The organism is Pseudomonas sp. MPB03, from assembly GCF_046605385.1.
In the GTDB taxonomy this organism is placed as follows: domain Bacteria; phylum Pseudomonadota; class Gammaproteobacteria; order Pseudomonadales; family Pseudomonadaceae; genus Aquipseudomonas; species Aquipseudomonas zanjanensis.
Genome location: NZ_CP176770.1, coordinates 894,808 through 914,834 on the forward strand (window position 1 = coordinate 894,808; position 20,027 = coordinate 914,834).

Consider the following 20,027-nt stretch of genomic DNA (forward strand, 5'->3'; position numbering starts at 1 on the left):
ACCAGAGCTGAGATGCGTATAATTCTGCCAGACATCGGAGCCCGAAGACGCATGCCGCACACTAAAGATGATTTTCCCGACGCGCTGTACAGCGCCGCGCAGGTCCGGGCCCTCGACGCACAACTGATCGCCGCGGGTACTGCTGGCTTCGAATTGATGCAGCGCGCTGCCCGTGCCACCTGGCGCGCGATCGTCCGACGCTGGCCCGACGCCCATGAGCTGACCGTGCTGGCCGGCCATGGCAACAATGCCGGCGATGGTTACCTGGTCGCGACCCTGGCCCGGCGTGCCGGCTGGTCGGTGCGGGTGCTGACGGTGGGCGAGCCCCGGCGATTGCAGGGGGACGCTGCCAATGCCCACGCCGAGGCGGTGGCGGTGGGCGTGCCGATGGAACCGTGGTCGGATGAAGCCGAGTTGCGTGGCGTGCTGCTGGACGCGTTGCTTGGCACGGGCCTGAGTGGCGATGTACGTGAGCCGTATGTGCAGGCCATCGATACGATCAACGTCAGCGGCCTGCCGGTCGCGGCGGTGGATATCCCCTCGGGATTGTGTGCCGACACCGGCCGGGTGTTGGGTACGGCAGTGGCGGCCGACCTGACCGTGACCTTCATTGGCTTGAAGCTGGGGTTGTTCACGGGCGAAGCGGCGGACCGGGTGGGTGAGCTGGTATTCAATGACCTGCACGCCGATCCGGATATCGTTGAAGCGGCACCGGCCAATGCCCGACTGCTCCTACCTCGGAATCTGCCGCATCTGACACCTCGCGCCGCCACTTCCCACAAAGGCAAGTTCGGTCACGTGCTGTTGATCGGCGGCGACCGGGGCTTTGGTGGCGCCATCCAGATGAGCGCCGAAAGCGCGCTGCGCTGCGGGGCGGGCATGATTTCGATGGCGACCCGCAGCGAGCATGTGTCCGCCGCGCTGACGCGTTTGCCGGAAGTCATGGTGCAGGGCACCCATTCGGCGAACCAATTGGTGGGCTTGCTCCAGCAGGCCAGCGTGGTGGTGGTCGGACCGGGCCTTGGCCAGGCCGCCTGGGGACGCAGCCTGCTGTCGGCGGCGGCCAATGCGCCACTGCCGCAAGTGTGGGATGCCGATGCGCTGAACCTGCTGAGCACCGGCGATGTCCGTCTGCCTGAACATTGCGTGATCACCCCGCATCCGGGCGAGGCGGCGCGGCTGCTGGAGATGTCCACCGCCCAGGTGCAGGCCGATCGTCCGGCGGCGGCCCATGCCTTGAGCCAGAAATACACCGCCACGGTGATTCTCAAGGGAGCCGGCAGCCTGGTCGCCAGCCCGGATGGTCGCCTGGCAGTCTGCAGCCAGGGCCATCCGGCCATGGCCACCGCCGGCCTGGGGGATGTGCTGGCTGGCGTGGTCGGGGCCTTGCTGGCCCAGGGCATGGAAAGCTTCGAGGCCGCGTGCCTGGCGGTCTGGCTGCATGCCAACGCCGGTGCCAAGGTCGGTCGCTCGGGCCGGGGATTGGCGGCGACCGATCTGATCCCGGCCATTCGTCAGTTGTTGGAGGAGCATTCACCGTGTCTGAAGTAACCCTGTACGTGGCGGACGAACAAGCCATGACACAATTTGGCGCCCGCATCGCGCAGATCACTGCCGGCCACGGCCTGATTTTTCTCGAAGGCGACCTTGGCGCGGGGAAAACCACCTTGTCCCGTGGCATCATCCGTGGCCTCGGGCACGTCGGCTCGGTCAAGAGCCCCACGTTCACCCTGGTCGAGCCCTATGAGATCGGCGACATTCGCGCCTTCCATTTCGACCTGTATCGACTGGTGGATCCTGAGGAGCTGGAATTCCTTGGCATTCGCGATTATTTCGAAGATGACGCCTTGTGTCTGATCGAATGGCCCCAGAAGGGTGCAGGCTTTTTGCCAAAGCCCGACCTGACCATTACCATTGGCGCGCAGAACGGCGGGCGTTCGCTGAAACTGACGCCGCAAGGCGCCCGTGGTGAGTCGTGGTGTGCCGCTTTGGCATTGGAAAACTAATTGATGATGGGGTTTGGTATGCGCTTTCGCGCGGTGGTTGCTGTCGTAGGACTGTTGCTTACGGCACTGGCCGTCGATGCTGTGGCCGAGACAAAGGTCAACAGCGTTCGCCTCTGGCGGGCGCCGGACAACACACGGCTGGTGTTCGACCTGACGGGGCCGGTGCAGCACAGCGTATTCACCCTGACCGCCCCGGATCGCCTGGTGATCGACATCAACGGTGCCTCCCTGGGCGCGCCATTGAACGTCGCTACCGCCAATACGCCGATTACCGCGATGCGCTCGGCCCAGCGTACGCCCACCGACCTGCGGGTGGTCATCGACCTGAAAAAAGCCGTGACCCCGAAAAGCTTCACCCTGGCCCCCAATGCCCAGTACGGCAACCGGCTGGTGGTGGACCTGTTCGACAACCCGGCCGATGCCGACCCACCGCCACCGCCGCCGACCAAGGTTGCCACGGTGCCCGCGGTGCCGGTGACCCCGACGGAGCCTGCGCTCAAGCTGCCACCGGCCCCGGCCGGCAAGCGTGACATCATCGTGGTGATCGATGCCGGTCACGGCGGCGAGGACCCGGGGGCCTCGGGCTCGCGCGGGCAACGTGAAAAAGACGTGGTGCTGGCCATCGCCCGTGAATTGCAGCGCCAGGTCAACGGCATGAAAGGCTTCCGCGCCGAACTGACCCGCACCGGCGACTATTTCATTCCTTTGCGCGGTCGTACCGAGATCGCCCGCAAGAAGGGCGCCGACCTGTTCGTCTCCATTCACGCCGACGCCGCGCCTTCGAAAGCCGCGTTCGGGGCCTCGGTGTTTGCCCTGTCCGACCGTGGTGCCACGTCCGAGACCGCCCGTTGGCTGGCCGACAGCGAAAACCGTTCCGACCTGATCGGCGGTGCCGGCAACGTCAGCCTCGACGACAAGGACCGGATGCTTGCCGGTGTCTTGCTCGATTTGTCGATGACGGCCTCGTTGACCTCCAGCCTGAACGTCGGCCAGAAAGTCCTGAGCAACATCGGTCGTGTCACGCCGCTGCACAAGCAGCGCGTCGAACAGGCCGGGTTCATGGTGCTCAAGTCGCCGGACATCCCGTCGATCCTGGTGGAGACCGGCTTCATCTCTAATTCAAACGAAGCGTCCAAGCTGTCGTCCTCCAGCCACCAGCAGGCCCTGGCCCGCTCCATCAGCAGCGGTGTGCGGCAGTTCTTCCAGCAGAACCCACCGCCGGGCACCTACATCGCCTGGCTGCGGGACTCCGGCAAGATCGCCCAGGGGCCACGGGACCACCGCGTCAACCCTGGCGAAACCCTGGCGATGATTGCCGTGCGCTACCAGGTGTCGCCCGCCACCTTGCGCAGCGCCAACAATCTCAAGAGCGATGAGCTCAAGATTGGCCAGACCCTGACCATTCCGGGCAACGAAGTGGCGGTCAAGCAATGAGTGACGAAGTGATCGGCAGCGCCGCCCGCATCGAACTGCTCAGCCCTCGGCTGGCGAACCAGATCGCCGCCGGGGAAGTGGTCGAGCGTCCGGCGTCGGTCATCAAGGAGTTGCTGGAAAACAGCCTCGACTCCGGGGCCAAGCGCATCGATGTGGATGTCGAGCAGGGTGGCGTCAAGCTGCTGCGGGTGCGCGATGACGGTGGGGGTATTTCCTCCGACGACCTGCCGCTGGCCCTGGCGCGTCACGCCACCAGCAAGATCCGTGACCTGGAAGACCTTGAGCGGGTCATGAGCCTGGGTTTCCGGGGTGAAGCGCTGGCGTCCATCAGTTCGGTGTCGCGCCTGACCCTCACCTCACGCACCCGCGACGCCGAGCAGGCCTGGCAGGTCGAGACCGAAGGCCGCGACATGGCCTCTCGCGTCCAGCCCGCGGCCCATCCGGTGGGTACCTCGGTGGAAGTGCGCGATTTGTTCTTCAACACCCCGGCACGGCGCAAGTTTCTCAAGGCCGAGAAAACTGAGTTCGATCACCTTCAAGAAGTCATCAAGCGCCTGGCCCTGGCGCGTTTTGACGTGGCGTTCCATTTGCGCCACAACGGCAAGACCATCCTCAGCCTGCACGAGGCCCGCGACGATGCCGCCCGAGCCCGGCGCGTGGGCGCGGTGTGCGGAGCGGGTTTCCTGGAACAGGCCTTGCCCATCGAGGTGGAGCGCAATGGCCTGCACCTGTGGGGTTGGGTCGGTTTGCCAACGTTCTCCCGCAGCCAGGCGGACTTGCAGTATTTCTACGTGAACGGCCGGGCGGTGCGCGACAAACTGGTGGCTCACGCGGTGCGCCAGGCCTATCGCGACGTGCTGTTCAATGGCCGGCATCCGACCTTCGTGCTGTTTTTTGAAGTCGATCCGGCGGTGGTGGACGTCAACGTGCACCCGACCAAGCATGAGGTGCGTTTCCGTGACGGGCGCATGGTCCACGATTTCCTCTATGGCACCTTGCACCGCGCCTTGGGCGATGTACGTCCGGAAGATCAACTGGCGGCGCCGGCGGCAGTGGCCGGCATGGTCCGGCCAACGGGGCTGGAGGCGGGCGAATTCGGGCCCCAGGGCGAAATGCGCCTGGCGGCCAACGCATTGCTGGAGCAACCCCAGCCTCAGCCGAGCTACAACACGGCCGGCAGCGGCGCGGGCAGCGGCTATCAGTATCAATACACCCCGCGTCCACAATCCACTGTGCCCGCAGCCGAGGCCCAGGCGGCCTATCGCGAGTTCTTCAAGCCCTTGCCGGAAGCCGGCGCGGCGGCGATGCCCGATGGCCAGGGCGATATCCCGCCGCTGGGCTACGCCCTGGCGCAACTCAAGGGCATCTATATCCTCTCGGAAAATGCCCAGGGCCTGGTCCTGGTGGACATGCACGCCGCCCATGAGCGGATCATGTACGAGCGCCTGAAAATTGCCATGGCCAGCGAAGGCCTGAGCGGCCAGCCGCTGTTGGTGCCCGAATCCCTGGCCGTCAGCCAGCGCGAAGCCGATTGCGCCGAAGAACATGTGGCCTGGTTCCAGCGCCTGGGCTTCGAATTGCAGCGCCTGGGCCCGGAAACCCTGGCGATCCGCCAGATCCCGGCCTTGTTGAAACAGGCCGAGGCCAATCGCCTGGTCAGCGACGTGTTGGCGGACTTGATGGAATATGGCACCAGCGACCGGATCCAGGCGCACCTGAACGAACTGCTCGGCACCATGGCCTGCCACGGCGCGATCCGCGCCAACCGGCGCCTGGCCCTGCCGGAAATGAACGGCCTGCTGCGGGACATGGAAAACACCGAACGCAGTGGTCAATGCAACCATGGCCGGCCGACCTGGACCCAATTGGGCCTGGACGACCTGGACAAACTGTTCCTGCGCGGTCGTTGATGAACCCGTTGCCACCCGCGATTTTCCTGATGGGCCCGACCGCTGCCGGCAAGACCGACCTGGCCATCGAGTTGACCAAGGTCCTGCCCTGCGAGTTGATCAGCGTCGATTCGGCCTTGGTCTACCGGGGCATGGACATCGGCACCGCCAAGCCGTCAAAGGAACTGCTGGCCGAATTTCCCCACCGCCTGATCGACATCCTCGACCCGGCCGAGGCCTATTCGGCGGCCGATTTCCGTCGTGACGCGCTCCAGGCCATGGCCGAGATCACCGCGCGGGGCAAGATCCCCCTGCTGGTGGGCGGCACGATGTTGTATTACAAGGCCTTGGTCGATGGGCTGGCGGACATGCCGGCGGCCGATCCCGAGGTGCGCGCGCAGATTGAAGAAGAAGCCGCGCGCCTGGGCTGGCAAGCCCTGCACGAGCAATTGGCGGTCATCGACCCGGAATCGGCAGCGCGTATTCACCCCAATGACCCGCAGCGACTGAGTCGAGCCTTGGAGGTTTATCGGGTCAGTGGCCAGAGCATGACTGCCCTGCGCCAGCGACAAACTGCGCAAAGTACTGAAGCAGCCGCTTCGGGACTGCAACAATTGCCCTATACTGTCGCGAATCTGGCCATCGCTCCGGCGAACCGGCAAGTGCTGCATCGGCGAATTGAACAAAGATTCACATTAATGTTGGAACAGGGGTTCATAGACGAGGTCGTAGCCCTGCGTGAGCGAAGTGACCTGCATGCCGGGTTGCCGTCTATACGTGCGGTAGGTTATCGACAAGTCTGGGATTACCTGGACGGCAAGCTGACGTCAGCCGAGATGCAGGAGCGTGGGATCATTGCCACGCGCCAATTGGCGAAACGCCAGTTCACCTGGCTGCGCAGCTGGACTGACCTGCATTGGCTCGACAGTCTCGATTGCGACAATCTGCCACGCGCCTTGAAATACCTCGGGACCATCTCCATATTGAGCTGAGTCCTTGCAATTGCCGTCTATCCTTGGGGGTGTGACGGCCCAAGCCATCTGATTCCGATTTTTATTATTGATCCTTAAAGGAGTGCGGCACATGTCAAAAGGGCATTCGCTACAAGACCCTTACTTGAACACTTTACGTAAAGAGAAAGTTGGGGTGTCCATCTATCTGGTCAACGGGATCAAACTGCAAGGCACGATCGAGTCTTTCGACCAGTTCGTCATCCTTCTGAAAAATACCGTCAGCCAGATGGTCTACAAGCACGCGATCTCGACAGTGGTGCCCGTTCGTCCAATTCGTCTGCCTAGCGCAACCGAATCCGAAGGCGGTGACGCTGAACCGGGTAACGCCTGATAGGAGCCTCCTTTGTTCTTTGAGCGCCACGGTGGTGGTGAACGAGCCATTCTCGTTCACTTGGATGGACAGGACCCTGAGGCGCGCGAAGATCCGCAGGAGTTTCAGGAATTGGCACTTTCGGCCGGCGCCGAGACCGTCGCGTTTTTCAACGTGCCGCGTCATCGGCCAACCGCCAAGTTCCTGATCGGCAGTGGCAAGGTCGAGGAGTTGCGCGACCTGGTCAAGGCCGAGCAGGTCGATCTGGTGATTTTCAATCACATCCTCACGCCCAGTCAGGAACGTAACCTCGAACGTGTCTTCGAGTGTCGCGTGATCGACCGCACGGGGTTGATCCTCGATATCTTCGCCCAGCGCGCCCGAACCCATGAAGGCAAGCTCCAGGTCGAACTGGCCCAGCTTGAGCACATGAGTACGCGGCTGGTTCGCGGCTGGACTCACCTTGAGCGGCAGAAAGGCGGTATCGGCCTGCGCGGCCCGGGTGAAACCCAGCTGGAAACCGACCGACGCCTGTTGCGGGTTCGCCTGCGCCAGATCAAGGGGCGGCTGGAAAAGGTCCGCAGCCAGCGCGAGCAGTCGCGCCGCGGTCGCAAGCGCGCGGATATCCCGACGGTTTCACTGGTGGGTTATACCAACGCCGGCAAATCGACCCTGTTCAACAATGTCACCCAATCCGACGTCTACGCCGCCGACCAGTTGTTCGCCACGCTCGACCCGACCCTGCGCCGGCTCGACCTAGACGACCTCGGGCCGATCGTGCTGGCCGACACCGTGGGCTTCATCCGTCACCTGCCGCACAAGCTGGTCGAGGCTTTCCGAGCTACGCTCGAAGAGTCGAGCAACTCCGACCTGCTGTTGCACGTGATCGATGCCGCCGAGCCGGACCGGATGCTGCAGATCGAGCAGGTGATGGTGGTGCTGGGCGAGATCGGAGCCCAGGACTTGCCGATCCTCGAGGTATACAACAAACTCGATTTGCTCGAAGGCGTGGAGCCGCAGATCCAGCGCGATGCCGATGGCAAGCCGCAACGGGTCTGGCTGTCGGCCCGTGATGGCACCGGCCTGGACCTGCTCAAGCAGGCCGTGGCCGAGCTGTTGGGCAACGATCTGTTTGTCGGCACCCTGAAGTTGCCGCAACGTTTCGCCCGGCTTCGTGCGCAGTTTTTCGAGCTGGGGGCCGTGCAAAAAGAAGAACACGACGAAGAAGGTGTCTGCCTGCTGGCTGTTCGCCTGCCTCGGTCGGAGCTCAACCGGCTGGTCAGTCGCGAAGGGCTGCAACCGATGGAATTCATCGAGCAACACACTTTGCAATAAAAGCCTGAGAAAGCGGTGTCAGGCATTCTGTAGCATTGGTCGGCGCGCCGTGGGTGCGTCTTTGCTTTATCAGATGGAGAGCGCTATGGCTTGGAATGAGCCGGGTGGCAACTCGAATAATCAGGATCCTTGGGGTGGCAAGCGTCGTAACAACGGCGACCGCAAGGGGCCGCCGGATCTCGACGAGGCCTTCCGAAAGCTGCAGGAAAGCCTGAACGGTTTGTTCGGTGGTGGTAAAAAACGCGGTGATGAGGGCGGTGGTCGCTCGGGCAAGGGCGGCGGTTTCGGCCTGCTCGGCATCGGCCTCGTCGTGCTGGCGGCTGTCTGGCTGTACAGCGCGGTCTATGTCGTGGACGAACAGGAGCAAGCCGTGGTGCTGCGCTTCGGCAAGTACTACGAGACGGTTGGCCCGGGCCTGAACATCTATTTCCCGCCGATCGACCAGAAGTACATGGAGAACGTCACGCGTGAGCGGGCGTACACCAAGCAGGGCCAGATGCTCACGGAAGACGAGAACATCGTCGAAGTGCCGCTGACCGTGCAATACAAGATCACCAACCTGCAGGACTTCGTGCTGAACGTCGACCAGCCGGAGATCAGCTTGCAGCACGCGACCGAAAGTGCCTTGCGCCATGTGGTGGGTTCCACCGCCATGGACCAGGTGCTGACCGAAGGTCGTGAGCTGATGGCGAGCGAAATCAAGGAGCGTCTGCAACGTTTCCTCGATACCTATCGCACCGGTATCACCGTCACCCAGGTCAACGTCCAGAGCGCAGCGGCACCGCGTGAGGTCCAGGAAGCCTTCGATGACGTGATCCGTGCCCGTGAAGACGAGCAACGTTCGCGCAACCAGGCCGAAACCTATGCCAACGGCGTCGTGCCGGAAGCCCGTGGCCAGGCCCAGCGCATCATCGAGGATGCCAACGGTTACCGCGATGAAGTGGTCTCCCGTGCCAAGGGTGAGGCCGATCGCTTCACCAAGCTGGTGGCCGAATATCGCAAGGCCCCTGAAGTGACCCGCCAGCGTCTGTACCTGGACACCATGCAGGAAGTCTTCAGCAACACCAGCAAGGTCCTCGTGACCGGCAACAAGAACGGCCAGAGCAATCTGCTGTACCTGCCGCTGGACAAGATGGTCGAGAGCGGTCGAAACACCAGTACGCCACCGGCCAGTTCGACGGCGGCCAGCAATGAGGCCAGCACCCGTGCGGCGGCGGACCTGCAACAACAGCAAGCACGTACCAGGGAGAGTCGCTGATGAGCAATAAATCGCTGATCGCCCTTATTGTCGGTGTCGTCGTGGCGATCGCTGCCTGGAACTGCTTCTACATCGTGGCTCAGACCGAGCGCGCGGTGTTGCTGCAATTCGGTCGCGTGGTCCAGGCTGATGTCCAGCCGGGGCTGCATGTGAAGGTGCCGTACGTCAACAAGGTGCGCAAGTTCGACGCTCGCCTGATGACGCTGGATGCGCCGACGCAACGCTTCCTGACACTGGAAAAGAAAGCCGTGATGGTGGACGCCTACGCCAAGTGGCGTGTGAAGGATGCCGAGCGCTTCTACACCGCGACCTCGGGCCTCAAGCAGATCGCCGATGAGCGTCTGTCCCGTCGCCTGGAATCGGGCCTGCGTGACCAGTTCGGTAAGCGCACGTTGCATGAAGTGGTGTCCGGCGAGCGTGATGCGCTCATGGCCGATATCACTCGTTCGCTGAATGCGATGGCGGAAAAAGAGCTGGGTATCGAAGTGGTCGATGTCCGGGTCAAGGCTATCGACCTGCCGAAGGAAGTGAACCGCAGCGTGTTCGAGCGGATGAGCACCGAGCGTGAGCGTGAAGCTCGCGAGCACCGTGCCAAAGGTAACGAGCTGGCCGAAGGCATCCGTGCCGACGCCGATCGCCAACGACGCGTGCTGCTGGCCGAAGCCTATCGTGAATCGGAAGAAGTCCGTGGTGATGGTGATGCCCAGGCCGCTTCGATCTACGCCAAGGCTTATGGTCAGGATCAGGAGTTCTACGCGTTCTACCGTAGCCTGCGTGCCTACCGTGAAAGCTTCGCGAACAAGTCCGACGTCCTGGTCCTGGACCCAAGTAGCGACTTCTTCCACTACCTGGAAAAGTCCAAGCCTTGATGCGGCGTTGACCTGAGATACTCCGCCCGGCGGCTAAAACGTCGGGCGGGGTGATCCTTTGGGAAAACGTGTGTATGATGCGGCAGCCGGGAAATTCCCGGCTTTTTTGCGTCTGCACGTTCGATTGCGGTTTATAGGTGCAGGCGTCGGGTTGAACGACTCGACAGGTTTTTCGAGGAAAGTGCCGGGCGAGGCCGATGATGGGCCATTCGTCACGTCGCTCTTGCGCGTTTTTTGCCCAAGCTGCGCGCCTGGCGCAGGCATTTTCTGCTTCACTCAAGGCCAGTCCGAAAGCTGGCCGCCCGGACCATAGGGGAATGGCGTAATGGCAACGGTAGACCGCTGGCTGCTGCCAGATGGCATCGAAGAAGTACTGCCACCGGAAGCTGCGCGTATCGAAGTAGCGCGTCGGCAGGTGTTGGATCTGTTCCAGAGCTGGGGTTACGAGTTCGTCGTCACCCCGCATATCGAGTACCTGGAATCCCTGCTCACCGGCGCGGGCCAGGATCTGGACCTGCGCACCTTCAAGGTAATCGATCCGCAGTCGGGCCGGCAGATGGGCTTTCGTGCCGACATCACGCCGCAAGTGGCGCGCATCGACGCCCACACCCTGCGCCGCGAGGGCCCGAGCCGCCTGTGCTACGCCGGCAGCGTGCTACATGCCCAACCGCGCGCCTTGTCTTCTTCGCGCAGCCCGATCCAATTGGGCGCCGAGTTGTATGGCGATGCCAGCCCGAGCAGCGACGTGGAAGTCATCAGCCTGATGCTGGCCATGCTGCAACTGGCTGACGTGCCGGATGTCCACATGGACCTGGGGCATGTCGGCATCTATCGCGGCCTGGCCCGTGCGGCCGGTTTGTCCGGCGAAGTTGAACAACAGCTGTTCGATGCCCTGCAGCGCAAGGCCATCGACGAAGTCGTCAGCCTGACCGAGGGCCTGCCGGCCGATCTGTCGGGCATGCTGCGGGCGCTGGTGGACCTGTGCGGCGGGCGTGAAGTATTGGTCGCGGCCCGTGAACGCCTGGCCCATGCGCCGGCGCCGGTGTTGGCCGCGCTGGACGACTTGCTGGCGATTGCCGAGCGTCTGTCGGTGCGCTTCCCCGAGTTGCCGCTGTATTTCGACCTGGGCGAGTTGCGCGGTTATCACTACCACACCGGTGTCGTGTTTGCGGTATTCGTACCGGGCGTGGGTCAGTCCATCGCCCAGGGCGGCCGTTATGACGACATCGGCGCTGACTTCGGTCGTGCCCGTCCGGCGACCGGTTTCTCCACCGATTTGAAAACCCTGGTGACCCTGGGGCGTGCTGAAGTCGAGCTACCGTCTGGCGGTATCTGGATGCCTGACAGTACGGATGCGGCACTCTGGCAGGCGGTCTGCCAGTTGCGCAGTGAGGGTCAGCGCGTTGTCCAGGCTTTGCCAGGGCAACCTTTGGCCGCCGCCCGTGAAGCGGACTGCGACCGGCAATTGATTCAGCAGAACGGGCTTTGGCAAGTATTGCCGCTGGCTTCTTGAGTTTTCCCGCCGGCCGAAGCCGGCACCAAGTTTGCGCGAATGAGGACAAGTGTTATGGGTAAGAATGTCGTAGTCCTGGGCACCCAGTGGGGTGATGAGGGCAAAGGCAAGATCGTTGATCTGCTGACCGAACATGCTGCCGCCGTAGTGCGCTACCAGGGTGGCCACAACGCAGGTCACACCTTGGTGATCGACGGTGAAAAAACCGTCCTGCACCTGATTCCGTCGGGCGTGCTGCGCGAAGGTGTCCAGTGCCTGATCGGCAACGGTGTGGTGGTTGCGCCCGACGCCTTGCTGCGGGAAATCATCAAGCTGGAAGAAAAAGGCGTACCGGTGCGCGAGCGCTTGCGTATCAGCCCGTCCTGCCCGCTGATCCTGTCCTACCACGTTGCGCTGGACCAGGCCCGTGAAAAGGCCCGTGGCGAGCTGAAGATCGGCACCACCGGTCGCGGCATCGGCCCGGCCTACGAAGACAAGGTGGCCCGTCGTGGCCTGCGCATCGGTGACCTGTTCCACCGTGAGCGTTTCGCCGCCAAGCTGGGTGAGTTGCTGGACTACCACAACTTCGTCCTGGTCAATTACTACAAAGAGCCGGCCATCGACTTCCAGAAAACCCTGGATGAGTGCATGGAATACGCCGAGCTGCTCAAGCCGATGATGCTCGACGTCACCGCCGAGCTGCACGAGCTGCGTCGCGCCGGCAAGGACATCATGTTCGAAGGTGCCCAGGGTTCGCTGCTGGACATCGACCACGGTACCTACCCGTACGTCACCAGCTCCAACACCACTGCCGGCGGCATCGCCACCGGTTCGGGTTTCGGCCCGATGTACCTGGACTACATCCTGGGCATCACCAAGGCCTACACCACGCGTGTCGGTTCAGGTCCATTCCCGACTGAGCTGTTCGACGACGTCGGTGCCTTCCTGGCCAAGCGTGGCCACGAGTTCGGTGCCACCACCGGCCGTGCCCGTCGTTGCGGCTGGTTCGATGCCGTCATCCTGCGTCGTGCCATCGACGTCAACAGCATCTCGGGCCTGTGCCTGACCAAGCTGGACGTGCTGGACGGCCTGGAAACCATCAACATCTGCGTGGGCTACAAGAACCAGGACGGCGCTGTCATCGACGCCCCGACCGATGCCGACAGCTACATCGGCCTGGAGCCGGTGTACGAGCAGATGCCGGGCTGGACCGAATCGACCGTGGGCGCCAAGACCCTGGAAGAGCTGCCGGTGGCCGCGCGCAACTACATCAAGCGCGTCGAAGAGTTGGTCGGTGCGCCGATCGACATTATTTCGACGGGGCCGGACCGCAACGAAACCATCGTTCTGCGTCATCCGTTTGCCTGATAAGTCGTTGATGTAAAACACAAAGGGTCCTCATTAGGGCCCTTTGTCGTTTCTGCCTGCCGGGCGGCACGACACTTGCTATGCAACTCCATTAAGGCACCGCTTTTCCGAGTGCCATCAAATTAATGGCGTTTGGTAGAGGGATTTCACGTGTCGGCCGTTCTCTCACTGTTACAAAGCCGTTTATTACGGCCTGTGTTCGTTACCCTGGGTATCGCCCTTTTGGTGCAGGTGCTGGTGGCCGTTGCGCTGACCCGAAGCACCGTCACGGCGCTGGAAGCTGACCTTGGCGCGCGGCTGGGGGCGGACAGCCAGAAGCTCTCCACCGAGCTGGAGCAGGCCGGGCGCGAAGTCACGTCGAGCCTGGACAGCCTGTCCGCCAATACCCGCCAGCGACTGAACGCCGGGCTGTCCGCTCGCCTGAAGGACGAGCAGGCGCAGTTGCGTGGGACGTTGGAGAAGGACTTGAGGGATTCCGCCAATGATATGGCGCAACTCCTGGCGTCCGTTGCGCCGCGCGCCATGTGGGATAACGACGTGCCCACCCTCTCTGAGTTCGCCCGTCGGGCCCAGCGCAATCCCAACGTGCTGTTCGTCATTTATGACGACGCCAATGGTGAGCACTTGACCCGCTACCTGAACCGGGAAAACCCGATCAACAAGGCGCTGCTGGAGAAGGGCAAAGGCGAGCGGGCGTTGGACAAAGTGCTGGACGCGGCGAAGAACGATCCGTCTGTGTATTACCTGGAAGCCTCGATCAACCCCAACGGCGTAGAGATCGGCAAGGTCTTGATGGGGGTTTCCACGGCTTCCGTTGAAACCGACCTGAAGGCGTTGGACCAGCGCTTCTCGGCCTTGATCGCCAGCAGCGACCAATTGGTCGGCGACAGTCTCAAGGGCGCGGCGGCTGACAGCGCCACCGCCATGCGCGGTCGCTTGGAGTCGGCCCAGGCCACGGCCACGCAGATGCAAACCAATACCGCCTCCACTGTCCAGGAGGCCGCAGGCACTTTGCGCTGGCGCATCGGCCTGGGCTTGGCGCTGGTGGGCTTCGGCGTGCTGGCGCTGCTGGCTGTGGTGCTGGGGCGTCGAGTGGTCAATCGCTTGAAGCTGCTGATCGCCGCCATGAACGACCTGGCGGCGGGCGAGGGTGACCTGACCAAGCGTGTGCAAATCAACAGCAAGGACGAAATCGGCGACATGGCCTCGGCGGTCAATCGCTTTGTGGATAAGTTGCAGCCCATCGTGCGCGAGGCGGGCGATGTGGCCCAGCGTACCGGTGTGGAAATCGGCGCGATGACCTTGCGCAACTCCGGCGCCGACGCGGCGGCTGGGATGCAGCGCGATGAAGTGGCCGAGAGCCTGCGTGCGCTGTCGCAAATGGCTGACGAAGCTCAATCGGAAAGTCAGGCAATGCAGGCGGCGCTGCAGCAAGTGGTGGAAATCCGCCAGGCCACCGATGAAAACACGCGGACGTCGGCCAAGGTGGGCGGCTTGATCGAGGCGCTCGCCGGCCAGGTGGACACCGGGGCGAAAGTGATCGAGCGGCTGGCGCAGCAGAGCGAACAGATTGAAGTGGTGCTGACGGTGATCCACGGCATCGCCGAGCAGACCAACTTGCTGGCCCTGAACGCGGCCATCGAGGCGGCGCGGGCCGGGGAAACCGGGCGCGGGTTTGCGGTGGTGGCGGACGAGGTGCGGGCGTTGGCGAGCAAGACCCAGAGCTCGACGGGCGATATCCAGGCGCACATCGTGGCCTTGCAGCAAGGCGCTCGCGAGGCGGTGGCCGCCATTGGCCAGGCGGGGCGTCAAGCCAGCGAAGGTTTGTTGGTGCTGCGTGACAGCGCGCGGTTGCAGCAGTCAGTGCAGGCGTCCGTCGAGCAGGTGCATGCGGCCATCGGTTTGGCGACCCAGGCGGCGGCTCATCAGGCCCAGGGCGCGCAAGCGGTGCGTGGGCGGGTGGAGACGATCCATGCCCAGGCTGAAAAAGCCGCCCAGGCCGTGGTCGAGACGACCGCCAGCGGTAAGGTGCTGGACAGCCTGGCGGCGCAGTTGAAGGCAAGTTTGGGGCAGTTCAGGGCTTGATCGGGCGGCTGGGCTGGCCCCATCGCGAGCAGGTCTGTGATGAGGTCTGTAGGAGCTGGCGAAGCCTGCGATCTTTTGAACTTTCGCTCGCGATTCAATTGTCTGGGGAAAGATCGCAGCCTCGTTGCACTCGGCAGCTCCTACGGTTCGTGTTTGGCGGGAGGGAAGAGGTAAAGGGGGGCGGAAACGCAAAAACCCGCTTTCGCGGGTTTCTATGAGTTTCAAGGCCATGACCTTGAAACTTGAATTGGTGCCCAGAAGAAGACTCGAACTTCCACGACCTTGCGGTCACCAGCACCTGAAGCTGGCGTGTCTACCAATTTCACCATCTGGGCAGCATCTTCAGCGTTGCCGCTGTTGATGTCGCGCACTATACGGAGCGCGTTTTGATCTGTAAACCCCTGTTTTTGTTTTAGTAATTGCCAAGCGAAAATCCAAGGGGCAGAAATGCAAAAACCCGCTTTCGCGGGTTTTTGTTGAGCTTGCAGGTCATTGACCTGCTGCTCGAAATTGGTGCCCAGAAGAAGACTCGAACTTCCACGACCTTGCGGTCACCAGCACCTGAAGCTGGCGTGTCTACCAATTTCACCATCTGGGCAGTATCGGCAACGTGTGTGCGTCGTCGATGGCGCGCACTATACGGAGCGTGTTTTTAACTGTAAACCCCTGCGGAGAAAAAAACCGCTAAATTTCACGAGCGGTGCTTCCCGGGGTGCCAAAGGGCTGGCCAAATGACGCTGGAAACGCTATCGATTGCTTGAAATTTCCCGTTTCATTAAGCCTATGCCAAACTAACCCGCATATAGACAAGGTGAAAACTCTCTAATGGCCGATTGGCAGTCCCTCGATCCCGAGGCCGCTCGTGAAGCGGAAAAATATGAAAACCCTATTCCTAGCCGTGAACTGATCCTGGCGCATCTCGCCGATCGGGGTTCGCCTGCTAGCCGCGAGCAGTTGGTCGAAGAGTTCGGTCTGACCACCGAGGACCAACTCGAAGCCCTGCGCCGCCGTCTGCGCGCCATGGAGCGCGACGCTCAACTGATCTACACCCGGCGCGGCACCTATGCGCCGGTGGACAAGCTCGACCTGATCCTCGGCCGCATCGCCGGTCACCGTGACGGCTTCGGCTTCCTGATCCCGGACGATGGCAGCGACGACCTGTTCATGAGCCCGGCGCAAATGCGCCTGGTGTTCGACGGCGATCGGGCCCTGGCCCGCGTGTCCGGCCTGGACCGCCGCGGTCGCCGTGAAGGCGTGATCGTCGAAGTGGTGTCCCGCGCCCATGAAAGTATCGTTGGCCGTTACTTCGAAGAAGGCGGCATCGGTTTCGTTGTGCCGGATAACCCGAAGGTCCAGCAGGAAGTGCTGATTACCCCGGGCCGTAATGGCGCCGCGAAGGTGGGGCAGTTCGTCGAGGTGAAAATCACCCACTGGCCCACCGCGCGCTTCCAGCCCCAGGGCGATATCGTTGAAGTGGTCGGCAACTACATGGCGCCGGGCATGGAAATCGACGTTGCGCTGCGCACCTACGACATTCCTCACGTCTGGCCCGACGCTGTGCTCAAGGAAGCCGCCAAGCTCAAGCCGGAAGTCGAAGAGAAAGATAAAGAAAAACGCATCGACTTGCGCCATCTGCCGTTCGTCACCATCGACGGCGAAGATGCCCGCGACTTCGACGATGCGGTGTACTGCGAAGCCAAGCCCGGCAAGCTGCGCCTGTTCTCCGGCGGCTGGAAGTTGTTCGTCGCGATTGCCGACGTGTCCAGCTACGTGAAGATCGGTTCGGCCCTGGATAACGAAGCCCAGGTGCGCGGCAACTCCGTGTATTTCCCTGAGCGCGTGATCCCGATGCTGCCTGAGCAGCTGTCCAACGGCCTGTGCTCGCTGAACCCGAAAGTCGACCGTTTGGCCATGGTGTGCGAGATGACCATCTCCAAAACCGGCGAAATGACCGACTACCAGTTCTACGAGGCGGTGATCCACTCCCAGGCGCGCCTGACCTACAACAAGGTCAGCACCATCCTGGAAACGCCGAAGACCAGTGAAGCCAAGGCCCTGCGTACCGAATACGCAGGCGTGGTGCCGCACCTCAAGCAACTGTACGCGCTGTACAAGGTGTTGCTGGGTGCCCGTCACGTGCGTGGCGCGATCGATTTCGAGACCCAGGAAACCCGGATTGTCTTCGGTTCCGAGCGCAAGATCGCCGCGATCACCCCGACCACCCGTAACGATGCGCACAAGCTGATCGAAGAGTGCATGCTGGCGGCCAACGTGGCCACCGCCGAATTCCTCAAGAAGCATGAGATTCCGGCGTTGTACCGCGTGCACGACGGCCCGCCGCCGGAGCGCCTGGAAAAATTGCGGGCCTTCCTCGGCGAGCTCGGCCTGTCCCTGCACAAAGGCAAGGACGGCCCGACGCCGAAGGACTACCAGGCACTGCTGGCCAGCATCAAGGATCGTCCGGATTACCATGTGATCCAGACCGTGATGCTGCGCTCCCTGAGCCAGGCGGTGTACAGCGCCGACAACCAGGGCCACTTCGGTCTGAATTACGAGGCGTACACCCACTTCACCTCGCCGATCCGCCGTTATCCGGACTTGCTCACGCACCGCGCGATCCGCAGCGTGATCCATTCCAAGCAGAACACCCCGCACGTCAAGCGCGCCGGTGCCATGACCATTCCGAAGGCACGGATCTATCCGTACGACGAAGCGGCCCTGGAACAGTTGGGCGAGCAGTGTTCCATGAGCGAGCGCCGTGCCGACGAAGCGACCCGCGACGTGGTGAACTGGCTCAAGTGCGAGTTCATGAAAGACCGCGTGGGCGAGTCGTTCCCTGGCGTGATCACGGCTGTGACCGGCTTTGGTCTGTTCGTCGAACTGACCGATATCTATGTCGAGGGCCTGGTGCACGTCACCGCCTTGCCGGGTGATTACTACCACTTTGATCCTGTGCATCACCGCCTGGCGGGCGAGCGCACCGGTCGCAGCTTCCGCCTGGGCGACACCGTGGAAGTGCAGGTCATGCGCGTCGATCTCGATGAGCGCAAGATCGACTTCGGCATGTCCGACAAGCCGGCCGAAGCACCGACTGGCCGTAAAAAGCGCGGCAGCGAGACCGCCGCGCCTGCGACCAAAGGCAGAGGTAAAGGTGCTCCTGCAAAAACCGCAGAGCCTGAGCCAGCCAAGGCCGGTCGCCGTTCGTCTGCCAAGGACAAGGCTCCCGAAGCCTACCGCCCCAGCGACGCAGCGGCGAAAAACGCCGAGCTGCGCAAGAGTCGCGAGTTGAAGCAGCAGTTGCTCAACGAAGCCAAAAGCGGTGGTAAAGCGGCGTCTGGGGGAAAGTCCCACGGGGCGGAAAAGTCGTCGAGCAAGCCAAGCAAACACCGTAAAGGCCCGCCAAAAGCGGGCTCGGCCCCCGCGAAAAGCGGCGGGTCGCGCAAACCTAAGGCCAAGTCATGAGTCTGGAAAAAATCTACGGCGTGCACGCCGTAGAAGCCCTGCTGCGTCACCACCCCAAGCGTGTCAAGCAAGTGTGGTTGGCGGAAGGTCGCAGCGAGCCGCGTGTGCAAGCACTGGTCGAACTGGCTACCCAAAACAAGGTTGCCATCGGTCAGGCCGAGCGTCGTGAAATGGACGCGTGGGTCGAGGGCGTTCACCAGGGCGTGGTTGCGGACGTCAGTCCGAGCCAGGTCTGGGGCGAAGCCATGCTCGACGAGCTGCTCGACCGTACCGAAGGCGCGCCGCTGTTGCTGGTGCTGGACGGCGTGACCGATCCCCACAACCTCGGCGCCTGCCTGCGTTCGGCGGATGCCGCCGGAGCATTGGCGGTCATCGTGCCCAAGGACAAGTCGGCGACGTTGACGCCGGTGGTGCGTAAAGTCGCTTGCGGCGCGGCGGAAGTGATTCCGTTGGTGGCGGTGACCAACCTGGCGCGCACCCTGGAAAAACTCCAGCAGCGCGGCCTGTGGGTCGTCGGTACGGCGGGCGAGGCCGAGGTCAGCATCTATGACCAGGACCTGACGGGCCCGACGATCCTGATCATGGGCGCCGAAGGCAAGGGCATGCGCCGCCTGACCCGCGAGCATTGCGACTATCTGGTCAAGCTGCCGATGGCCGGCAGCGTCAGCAGCCTCAACGTCTCGGTGGCCACCGGCGTGTGCCTGTTCGAGGCGCTGCGCCAGCGTAGCGTCAAGGCTGCCGCCAAAAAGCCCTGATCTTGCGGTAGCCCCTAATGTGGGAGCGAGCTTGCTCGCGATGGCGGTGTATCAGTGACGCAAATGTCGACTGGCACGCCGCTATCGCGAGCAAGCTCGCTCCCACATTGTTTTTTGTGTGTAAGGGGAACGCGAGGGTTGTTCAAATAATCGCCAATTGCCTTGCGCCGCCTTCGCCCCTTCTCTACAATTGCGCCCCTTGCTGTGATGGCAGGCACTTATGTGTCTAGCGTCCTCAAGTCCATAAGTGTCATTCACTCCTTGTCTGACCGTTTTTGAGCGGCAGGCTACAACCCGTAAGGAGCATTCATGCGTCATTACGAAATCATCTTTTTGGTCCACCCGGATCAAAGCGAGCAAGTCGGCGGCATGGTTGAGCGTTACACCAAGCTGATCGAAGAAGACGGCGGCAAAATCCACCGTCTGGAAGATTGGGGCCGTCGTCAACTGGCCTACGCAATCAACAATGTTCACAAGGCTCACTACGTGATGCTGAACGTTGAGTGCACTGGCAAGGCCCTGGCCGAGCTGGAAGACAACTTCCGCTACAACGATGCAGTGATCCGTAACCTGGTCATCCGTCGCGAAGAAGCCGTTACTGGCCAATCCGAGATGCTCAAGGCTGAAGAAAACCGCAGTGAGCGCCGTGAGCGTCGCGACCGTCCTGAGCACTCTGACAGCGCCGATGGCGATGACAGCGATAGCGACAGCGACAACAGCGATAACGCTGACGAGTAATCCACGGACCTTT

The 20,027-nt window shown here is 62.4% G+C and carries 15 protein-coding genes, 2 tRNA genes and 1 pseudogene; 16 read left to right on the plus strand and 2 right to left on the minus strand.

All coding sequences use genetic code 11. From position 1 onward, the window contains the following. Window positions 1-51: 51 nt before the first annotated feature. The 13 genes and pseudogenes from ACLH0I_RS03790 to ACLH0I_RS03850 all read left to right on the plus strand — a co-directional run bounded on the left by ACLH0I_RS03790 (window position 52) and on the right by ACLH0I_RS03850 (window position 15,059). The gene (locus ACLH0I_RS03790; protein WP_411386342.1) at window positions 52-1,551 is read left to right on the plus strand and encodes an NAD(P)H-hydrate dehydratase; all 1,500 of its coding nucleotides are present in this window, start codon (window positions 52-54) and stop codon (window positions 1,549-1,551) included. After that, window positions 1,539-2,006, plus strand: a complete 468-nt coding sequence (gene tsaE / locus ACLH0I_RS03795) for a tRNA (adenosine(37)-N6)-threonylcarbamoyltransferase complex ATPase subunit type 1 TsaE (RefSeq protein WP_186707990.1) — start codon at window positions 1,539-1,541, stop codon at window positions 2,004-2,006. The genes ACLH0I_RS03790 and tsaE overlap by 13 nt, the downstream gene beginning before the upstream one ends. Window positions 2,007-2,009: 3 nt before the next feature. After that, window positions 2,010-3,440, plus strand: coding sequence for an N-acetylmuramoyl-L-alanine amidase (locus ACLH0I_RS03800; RefSeq protein WP_186707988.1), 1,431 nt, complete (start codon window positions 2,010-2,012; stop codon window positions 3,438-3,440). 11 nt (window positions 3,441-3,451) lie between these two features. Next, window positions 3,452-5,350 (plus strand): DNA mismatch repair endonuclease MutL, encoded by a 1,899-nt coding sequence (mutL, locus tag ACLH0I_RS03805; RefSeq protein ID WP_411387457.1) that lies wholly within the window; start codon window positions 3,452-3,454, stop codon window positions 5,348-5,350. After that, window positions 5,350-6,321 carry a tRNA (adenosine(37)-N6)-dimethylallyltransferase MiaA gene (miaA, locus tag ACLH0I_RS03810; RefSeq protein ID WP_411386343.1) on the plus strand — a complete coding sequence of 324 codons (972 nt, stop codon included), beginning with the start codon at window positions 5,350-5,352 and terminating at the stop codon, window positions 6,319-6,321. The genes mutL and miaA overlap by 1 nt, the downstream gene beginning before the upstream one ends. A gap of 91 nt (window positions 6,322-6,412) precedes the next feature. After that, the gene (gene hfq / locus ACLH0I_RS03815; protein ID WP_003186419.1) at window positions 6,413-6,673 is read left to right on the plus strand and encodes an RNA chaperone Hfq; all 261 of its coding nucleotides are present in this window, start codon (window positions 6,413-6,415) and stop codon (window positions 6,671-6,673) included. A 12-nt stretch (window positions 6,674-6,685) separates the two neighbouring features. Then, window positions 6,686-7,987 (plus strand): ribosome rescue GTPase HflX, encoded by a 1,302-nt coding sequence (gene hflX / locus ACLH0I_RS03820; RefSeq protein ID WP_053117904.1) that lies wholly within the window; start codon window positions 6,686-6,688, stop codon window positions 7,985-7,987. Window positions 7,988-8,072: 85 nt separating this feature from the next. Next, complete coding sequence (gene hflK, locus ACLH0I_RS03825; RefSeq protein WP_186707980.1) at window positions 8,073-9,245, plus strand: FtsH protease activity modulator HflK; 1,173 nt, start codon at window positions 8,073-8,075, stop codon at window positions 9,243-9,245. Continuing rightward, a complete protein-coding gene (hflC, locus tag ACLH0I_RS03830) occupies window positions 9,245-10,114 on the plus strand; it encodes a protease modulator HflC (RefSeq protein WP_053117908.1) in 870 nt (289 codons plus the stop codon). The genes hflK and hflC overlap by 1 nt, the downstream gene beginning before the upstream one ends. Before the next feature lie 325 nt (window positions 10,115-10,439). Beyond that, a complete protein-coding gene (locus ACLH0I_RS03835; RefSeq protein ID WP_250962838.1) occupies window positions 10,440-11,627 on the plus strand; it encodes an ATP phosphoribosyltransferase regulatory subunit in 1,188 nt (395 codons plus the stop codon). Window positions 11,628-11,681: 54 nt separating this feature from the next. Next, window positions 11,682-12,974, plus strand: coding sequence for an adenylosuccinate synthase (locus ACLH0I_RS03840; RefSeq protein ID WP_003186407.1), 1,293 nt, complete (start codon window positions 11,682-11,684; stop codon window positions 12,972-12,974). Window positions 12,975-14,099: 1,125 nt separating this feature from the next. Beyond that, window positions 14,100-14,153: pseudogene (locus tag ACLH0I_RS03845) on the plus strand (hypothetical protein); the annotation flags it as partial. Between the two features lie 201 nt (window positions 14,154-14,354). Further along, a complete protein-coding gene (locus ACLH0I_RS03850) occupies window positions 14,355-15,059 on the plus strand; it encodes a methyl-accepting chemotaxis protein (RefSeq protein ID WP_371128541.1) in 705 nt (234 codons plus the stop codon). A 248-nt stretch (window positions 15,060-15,307) separates the two neighbouring features. Here ACLH0I_RS03850 and ACLH0I_RS03855 read toward each other — a convergent pair. Together ACLH0I_RS03855 and ACLH0I_RS03860 are read right to left on the minus strand one after the other, a co-directional pair. Then, a tRNA-Leu gene (locus ACLH0I_RS03855) sits at window positions 15,308-15,394 on the minus strand. Between the two features lie 176 nt (window positions 15,395-15,570). After that, window positions 15,571-15,657: transfer RNA gene (locus ACLH0I_RS03860), tRNA-Leu, on the minus strand. 227 nt (window positions 15,658-15,884) lie between these two features. Between ACLH0I_RS03860 and rnr the strand changes: the two genes are divergently transcribed. The 3 genes from rnr to rpsF all read left to right on the plus strand — a co-directional run bounded on the left by rnr (window position 15,885) and on the right by rpsF (window position 20,014). Further along, complete coding sequence (gene rnr / locus ACLH0I_RS03865; protein ID WP_411386344.1) at window positions 15,885-18,521, plus strand: ribonuclease R; 2,637 nt, start codon at window positions 15,885-15,887, stop codon at window positions 18,519-18,521. After that, window positions 18,518-19,276, plus strand: a complete 759-nt coding sequence (gene rlmB, locus ACLH0I_RS03870; RefSeq protein ID WP_186730060.1) for a 23S rRNA (guanosine(2251)-2'-O)-methyltransferase RlmB — start codon at window positions 18,518-18,520, stop codon at window positions 19,274-19,276. Before rnr ends, rlmB begins: the two co-directional genes overlap by 4 nt. Window positions 19,277-19,585: 309 nt before the next feature. Beyond that, window positions 19,586-20,014, plus strand: a complete 429-nt coding sequence (gene rpsF, locus ACLH0I_RS03875) for a 30S ribosomal protein S6 (protein WP_003186395.1) — start codon at window positions 19,586-19,588, stop codon at window positions 20,012-20,014. Window positions 20,015-20,027 lie beyond the last annotated feature (13 nt).